The organism is Kitasatospora sp. NPDC127121 (assembly GCF_042677305.1).
Classification (GTDB): domain Bacteria; phylum Actinomycetota; class Actinomycetes; order Streptomycetales; family Streptomycetaceae; genus Kitasatospora.
Genome location: NZ_JBHXTQ010000147.1, coordinates 1 through 6,649, shown reverse-complemented (window position 1 = coordinate 6,649; position 6,649 = coordinate 1). Strand labels below are relative to the sequence as shown.

General features: G+C 73.4%; 5 protein-coding genes and 1 pseudogene. 4 read left to right on the top strand and 2 right to left on the bottom strand.

Translation table 11 applies throughout. The annotated features are described in order from the left end of the window. Positions 1-75 precede the first annotated feature (75 nt). A pseudogene (locus tag ACFVHI_RS36740) lies at positions 76-375 on the top strand (DUF4291 family protein); the annotation flags it as partial. A 138-nt stretch (positions 376-513) separates the two neighbouring features. Here ACFVHI_RS36740 and ACFVHI_RS36735 read toward each other — a convergent pair. Next, on the bottom strand, positions 514-1,278 hold the full coding sequence (locus tag ACFVHI_RS36735) for a TetR/AcrR family transcriptional regulator (protein ID WP_380346379.1): 765 nt from the start codon (positions 1,276-1,278) through the stop codon (positions 514-516). Between the two features lie 98 nt (positions 1,279-1,376). On the opposite strand from ACFVHI_RS36735, the gene ACFVHI_RS36730 reads away from it, so the two are divergent. Then, complete coding sequence (locus tag ACFVHI_RS36730; protein ID WP_380346377.1) at positions 1,377-2,240, top strand: NAD(P)H-binding protein; 864 nt, start codon at positions 1,377-1,379, stop codon at positions 2,238-2,240. 130 nt (positions 2,241-2,370) lie between these two features. Here ACFVHI_RS36730 and ACFVHI_RS36725 read toward each other — a convergent pair whose 3' ends face one another. Next, complete coding sequence (locus ACFVHI_RS36725; RefSeq protein WP_063352607.1) at positions 2,371-2,736, bottom strand: hypothetical protein; 366 nt, start codon at positions 2,734-2,736, stop codon at positions 2,371-2,373. Between the two features lie 317 nt (positions 2,737-3,053). On the opposite strand from ACFVHI_RS36725, the gene ACFVHI_RS36720 reads away from it, so the two are divergent. Both ACFVHI_RS36720 and ACFVHI_RS36715 read left to right on the top strand, forming a co-directional pair. Further along, positions 3,054-3,527 carry a hypothetical protein gene (locus tag ACFVHI_RS36720; RefSeq protein ID WP_380346375.1) on the top strand — a complete coding sequence of 158 codons (474 nt, stop codon included), beginning with the start codon at positions 3,054-3,056 and terminating at the stop codon, positions 3,525-3,527. A 222-nt stretch (positions 3,528-3,749) separates the two neighbouring features. Beyond that, positions 3,750-6,557: an SdrD B-like domain-containing protein gene (locus ACFVHI_RS36715; protein WP_380346373.1), complete on the top strand. Its 2,808-nt coding sequence runs from the start codon at positions 3,750-3,752 to the stop codon at positions 6,555-6,557. The last annotated feature ends 92 nt before the right edge of the window (positions 6,558-6,649 follow it).

Sequence of the window (6,649 nt, the reverse complement as noted above, 5' to 3'; positions counted from 1 at the left end):
GCCCCCTATTCAAACCAATAAAAACCCGGCCCCCCCCCCTGGGGGCCCCCCCCGGCCGGGCGCGCCCCCCCCCCGCCGGCCAGCACCGCCGGGAAGCGCCAGCTGAAGCGGGCCCCGGCCCGGGTGCAGTGGGATCCCGAACACGATCTGCACCTTCAGCCGCTTCCCCACCGTTCGCTTCAACTCGGCCTCGCCGGCGAGGCCGCCGAGCGCTACGCGGAGCAGTGGATCGTCTCGATCGACGACGTCACCACACTCGCGCACACGATCCAGGCTCAGGTGAGGGACGGTGCTCTGGAGGCCGCCCGGCAGCTCCGTCCCGCCGAGCGCCCCTATCCGGCGGGCGACGCGCTGCTGAACCACCTGCGCGGCTGAGCCGGTCCCGAGCGCTCGGGGCCACGGGCTGCTCGTTCCGTCGCCGTCCGCCAGGGCGGCTCGCGACGGTCCGAGGCGTGGTGCGCCATCAGGTGACACCGGGGCCGGGGTGGCGTCGCCCGTTTCAGCCGCCGGTGATCAGCCGTCGGCGGCGAGGCGGTTCAGCCACTCCCCCAGCAGATGCTGCTCGGCGCTGCTGAGCTTCGTCTGTTCGGGCAGCGCGGCGCGCAGGGCGCGGGCGGCGCCGGCCGGGCCCGGCTCCTTCACGGCCGGCTGCCGGTTGGTGACGGCGGCGACCATGCACTCCCGAAGGGTGGTCAACAGGGCCGGGTCGCGCCGGTCCTGGGGCAGGGACAGCCAGGTGAGCACGGCGCCGCGCGCCGTGGCGTGGATGATCTGGGCCGCGAGTTCCTCGTCGACGCGGAGCCAGCCGCCGGCGGCGAGGCGCCGGATGCGGCCCATCAGGATCTCCATGCCGGCCTTGAAGGCGGCGGAGGTGGTCCCGGTGGGTTCGGTGTACATCAGGGTGTACAGCGCGGGGTTGGCCAGGCCGAACTCGACCGCGACGTCCCAGCCGGCTCGCAGGTCCTCGATCGGGTCCCGGGGGTCGGGGTCGATGTGCTTGGTGGCGAGGAACGCGGCGAAGCCGTGCTCGGCCACGGCGTCGAGCAGCCCGTCCTTGTCGCCGAACAGCCGGTAGATGGCCGGCGGCTGCAGGCCCGCCGCATCGGCGACGGCGCGGGTGGTGACCGCGTCGCGGCCCCCGCGCGTCAGCAGGCCGATGGCGGCCTCGATGACCCGCTGCCTGGTCTGCTCCCGGGCCGGGGACGCGCTGGCGGACTCGACGGCGGTCCCGGACGCGGTGCCGGTGGCGCCGTCCCGGCCGCGTGAAGGCAATGGCATGAATCAACGATACCGCACCGCTGGTTCCATCGTTATTATCGATGATGCCTTGAAAGTGTTTCCACTGGAACCACCTCGTCGCGACACGGGAGCACACCATGATCATCGTGACCGGAGCCACCGGACAGCTGGGGCGTCAGATCGTCGAGAGGCTGCTGACGCGCGTACCGGCGGCCCGCATCGGCGTCAGCGTCCGCGACCCGCAGAAGGCGCAGAACCTCGCCGACCAAGGGGTACGGGTACGCCAGGGCAGCTTCACCGACGCCGCCGGCCTCGCGCACACCTTCGAGGGCGCCTCGCAGGTGCTCGTCGTCTCCGTCGACAAGATGGGCGAGGAGTGCGTCAGGCAGCACCGCACCGCGATCGAAGCGGCCGTCACGGCGGGCGCCCGTCGCATCCTCTACACCAGCCAGATGGGGGCCGGCGCGACGTCGCGCTTCCAGGCCTGCCGCGACCACGCCGCCACCGAAGAGGCCCTGCGCACCTGCGGCGTGCCGTTCACCTCGCTGCGCAACGGCTTCCACGCCACCAGCGCGGCACACTTCCTCGGCAACGCGGCACAGTCCGGCCGGCTCGCGCTCCCCGCGGACGGGCCGGTCGCCTGGACCGCGCACGCCGACCTCGCGGACGCGGCCGCCGCCATCCTGGCCGACGAGGGCCGCTTCGACGGCCCCACGCCGCCGCTCACGGGCCGACAGGCACTCACCTTCGACGACGTCGCCGCCCTCGCCACCGAGCTCACCGGCCGCACCGTCACGCGGACCATCGCCCCCGACGACCAGTTCCGCACGCAGCTGACCGGCCAAGGCGTCCCCGCGGAAACCGCCGACCAGCTGCTCGGCATCTTCACCGCCAGCCGCGCCGGCGAGTTCGCCACCACCGACCCCACCCTGGCCGCCCTGCTCGGCCGCGAGCCCGTCACCCTGCGCACGGTGCTGCGCGAACAGCTGTCCGAAAGCTGATCCACAGCGGGCGGCCGGGCGCCGCTGCCCGGTCCTGGCCGCTCGGCGCCGTCCGCGCCCCGCCCCGGGTGTGCCGGCCTGGGCCCTGTCCGGCCGATCTTGCCGGACAGGGCCCAGCGGAGTCGCCCGGTCAGGAGACGCGCTTCAGCTGCCAGGCGTTGTTGTTGAAGCTCGGGTTCGACCAGGCGACGCAGCTGCTGGTGTAGTACGAGCCGGTCTGGACCCAGCCCGCCGGCGGGTAGGTGGTGGAGCAGGCCTGGACCACGGTGCCGACGGGCAGTCCGGTGAGCTGCTTTATCTGCTTGATGTTCGGGCTGAAGCTCTGCGTGCCGCAACTGCTGCTGTAGCCCCAGCTCACGTCGACGAAGCCGGCCGGGGTCAGAACGCTTCCGCACGAGGTCGTGACGTCGCCCGGGGCGGCCTGCGCGGGCGCGGCGGCCAGGGCGAACATCGCCGCGGCGCCGGCGATGGTCATACAGGTGCGAAGACGGATCATGGGTGAGGGCTCCTTCTGATCGCGGGTGGGTGGCCGGTCAGGCCGTGGAGCCATTCCTACGGTTTGATCACCGGCTTCGGATAGCGACTTTCAGGCCTAATGGCCCCCCGGGCAGGACGGCGGCCGGGTACCGGAACGACGGCGAGGCACCCGCCTCTTCGGCAGTGGGCTGCGGGAACGCCACGGCGCCCCGCCCGCTGTGCGGACCTGCGCCGACCTATGCGGAATGAGTAGCCGTACTCATGCGGTGGTCAGGCCGCATCGGTGAGGCTCGATCCGTCCCCACCACAGGCCTCTTCCGTCCGGAGTGACCCGTCATGCCTGCACCACGCACACCCCCCGCCCGTCGACTCCTGCCCGCTCGGCTGATGCTGGCCGGGGCGTGGCTCTGGGGCGCCGCGCCCTGCTACGTACTGGCTCTGCGCCCCTCCCCGGGCAGCCCGCTGCCGCCCCGGGACCAGTGGGGCGCCGCCGAGGAGGAGACATCCCAGCTCAACGGCCTCGTCGAGGGGTTCACCGGCTTCCTGATCCTCATCGCGGCCGCGGTGGCGGTCTGGTCGTGGGTCTGTGCGGCACGCCACCTGCGGCGGGGGTCGAAGTACGCGCCGGTGCTCGTCCTCGCCACCGCGCTGGGCAGCGCCCTCCTGGCCGTCGCCGGCACGAGGCGGATCTTCCACGGCCTGCTCGGCGCGCCGGCTCTCGGCGCCCTCGTCCCCCTCCTGGCCCTGAGCGTGGCCGCCCTGCCGGTCACGCGCACGGCCTGGTCGCGGCGCCTCCCCGCCGCGGGCTGAGGCACCACCTCGACCGCCGGGTCCTCGGGCTCACGGCGCTGGGAGAGCCCTTCCGAGGGGGCGTCGGGATTTCTCCTGCGGTATGCGAACTTGTGCGGTCGTATCCGAACTTGATGCGATTTCCTGCCCTTCATCTGTCACACACACCAGTGAATGCGCCCCGAAACCAGGACGTGGACGACCGGTTGTCGCTCTTCTGGGGGTCCTGTCCGGATCGGGCAGATGTCCGCCGACCATGAGAGTGGGGATCAGGTGGGGACGAGAAGGAGAAGGAAGGGTGTCGCGCGGGCCGCGGTGCTCGCCGCCGCGCTGTGCGGGGGCGGGGCGCTGACGGCGCCGGCGGCGTTCTCGCAGACGGAGGACGGGACGGTGACGGTCCGGGTGATCCGGGCCGTGGACTCCTCCGGGGTGTGGACGCCCGCGCTGGAGCCGGGGCTGGCGGGCGTGAAGGTGACGCTCACCGGCGAGGAGCGGGCCCGCGTCGAGGGCACCACCGGGGCCGACGGGACGGTCACGCTGGCGCCGCCGCGGAGCCGGGAGCACGGCGGAACGTACCGGGTGCAGGTGGTGAATCCGAAGCCGGGCGTGCTGTTCCCGGCGTTCGCCTCCCGGCAGGGGCTGGACGGCGCGCCGAACCAGCTGAGCTCCAACGAGGAGTTCGTCGACCTCTCCGGCGGCAAGAACGTCTCGTACACCACCGGGCTGTGGTACCCGGGGGACTACTGCCAGCAGAACGCGCCGCTGGTGACGACCTGCCAGAACACCACCTTGGGAGGCGGCGCGCAGCGCACGCTGGTGTCGTTCCCGTACCGCGCGCGCGGCCAGGACGGCGTGGACGTCAACGTCACGAACCTCGCCACCGACGCGCAGACGGGCACGCTCTACGGCATCGCGTGGAACAAGGCCGACCGGCGGGTGTTCTCCTCGGCGTCGGCCAAGCGCACCACGGACTACGGTCCGGGCGGCGCCGGCGGCATCTACGTGACCGACCCGGCGCAGGGGCGGACCACGCTGTTCACCACCGTCCCGGACGCCGGCGGCACGGCGCACGGGCCGGGGACGGACGACGCGTTCCTCGTCGCGCCGGGCAAGGAGAGCCTCGGCGGGCTGAAGGTGACGAACGACGGCCGGGACCTGTTCGTCGTCAACCTCAACACCCGCACGCTGTACCGCTACGACGCGACCGTGCCGACGGCCGCGCAGCCGAGGGGCGTCTATCCGATCCCGGACCCGGGCTGCGCCTCGGCCGGGGACTGGCGGCCGTTCGGCCTGGGCCTCCAGGACGGCGTCGGCTACCTCGGCGGGGTCTGCTCGGGCGAGTCGACGGGCAAGGCCTCGGACCTGCGGGCGGTCGTGCTGCCCTTCGACCTGGCCACCGGCCGGTTCCGCACGGCCGTGCTGGACCAGCCGCTGGACTACCCGCGCCAGTCGACCGTCGGCTCGGGCCCGTGCGACGGCGCGGGCTGGTTCCCGTGGACGAACACCTACCCGACCACGCAGAACGGCCAGACCTGCGCCGGTTTCCGCGCCCAGCCGGAGCCGGAGCTGGGCGAGGTCGGCTTCGAGACGGACGGCTCGATGCTGCTGGCCTTCCGCGACCGCATGGCCGACCGGGCGACGGGCCAGTCGGGGTCGGGCGCAGCGGTGGGCGAGGTGCTGTCGGGCGGTGACCTGAACAAGGCCTGCCTGGCCGGCGGCACCTACGTGCTGGACGCCAACACCGGCTGCGGGCTCTCGCCCCGGGGCGCCCGTTTCTTCGACACCAGCCGGATGGGCGTCCACCACAACGCGGCCTACGCCGGGATGGCGCTGTCCAAGGTCGAGAACACCATCGGGACCTCCGGGTTCGACCCCAACAGCACGGCCTTCGGCTACGGCACGTCGTTCGTCCAGCGCGACGGCAGGCAGGACCCGGCGTTCGGCCTGCGGCTCAACCCGGCGAACGTGCCCGCGCCGTTCGGCAAGGGCGCCTCGATGGGCGACCTGGAGGTGCTCTGCGACCAGGCGCCGCTGCAGATCGGCAACCGGGTCTGGTACGACACCGAGCACAAGGGCATCCAGAAGCCGGGCCAGCGCCCGGTGGAGGGTGCCACCGTCCACCTGTACGACGGGCCGGGGAAGCTCGTCGGCACGGCGCGGACGACGGCGCGCGGCGAGTACTACTTCGACGACTCGAACGTGGACGGCGGGCTCAAGCCGCACACCAAGTACACGATCCGGCTGGACAACCCCGCCGACTTCGCCAAGGGCGGCCCGCTGTACCAGTGGGTGCCCACCCGGCACGACGTCGGCGACAACCCGTTCATCAACTCCAAGGGCGTCGTCCCGCCGGGCGCAACGTTCGCCGAGCGGGAACTGACCACCGGCGGGCCGGGCCAGGACGACCACACCTTCGACTTCGGCTTCCGGCCGCAGGAGGGCACGCTGACCCTGGTCAAGCACGACCAGGACGGCAAACCGCTGGCCGGGGCGACGTTCCAGCTGTGGCGCTGGAACGGCGGGCCCAGCTGGCCGCAGACCACCGGCGGGCACAAGGACTCGCCGATCGGCGATCCCTGCACCACCGGGGCCGACGGCATCTGCCGGATCGTCGTCGGGCCGGGGACGTACTACTGGGTGGAGGTGAGCCCGCCCGACGGCTACGCGGCGCCGGCCATCGCGGTCTTCGGGCCGCTGGTGCTCACCTGCGAGACCCTGGACGACGGGATCACGGTGACGGTCGTCAACCGGCTGCTCCCGTCGGCCGGTTCGGGCGCGGCCCCGTCGTCGCCGCCGGGTGCGGTCTCGACCCCGGGCCCGTCGCCGGGCCCGTCGTCGTCCTCGGCAGTGGCGGTGGCGGCGGTGGCGTCCCCGCCGCCGCCGTCGCCGAGCGCCGGGCCGTCCTGGCCCGATGAGCGGCCCGGCGGCGCGCTGCCGACCACCGGGGCGGGCAGCGTGCTGCCGCTCGGCGTGACCGGTGCGGCGGCGCTGCTGAGTGCGGGCGGCGTGCTGGTCGTGGTCGCGCGCAGGCACGGCGCACGGCACGCGTAACGGCACGCGTGGCGGAACCCGGCCGGGGCCGGGGCGAGGTAGTCGGGCACGGCGCCGGGCCGGGGGGCCGGACGGCGTGACCCAGGGGCGTA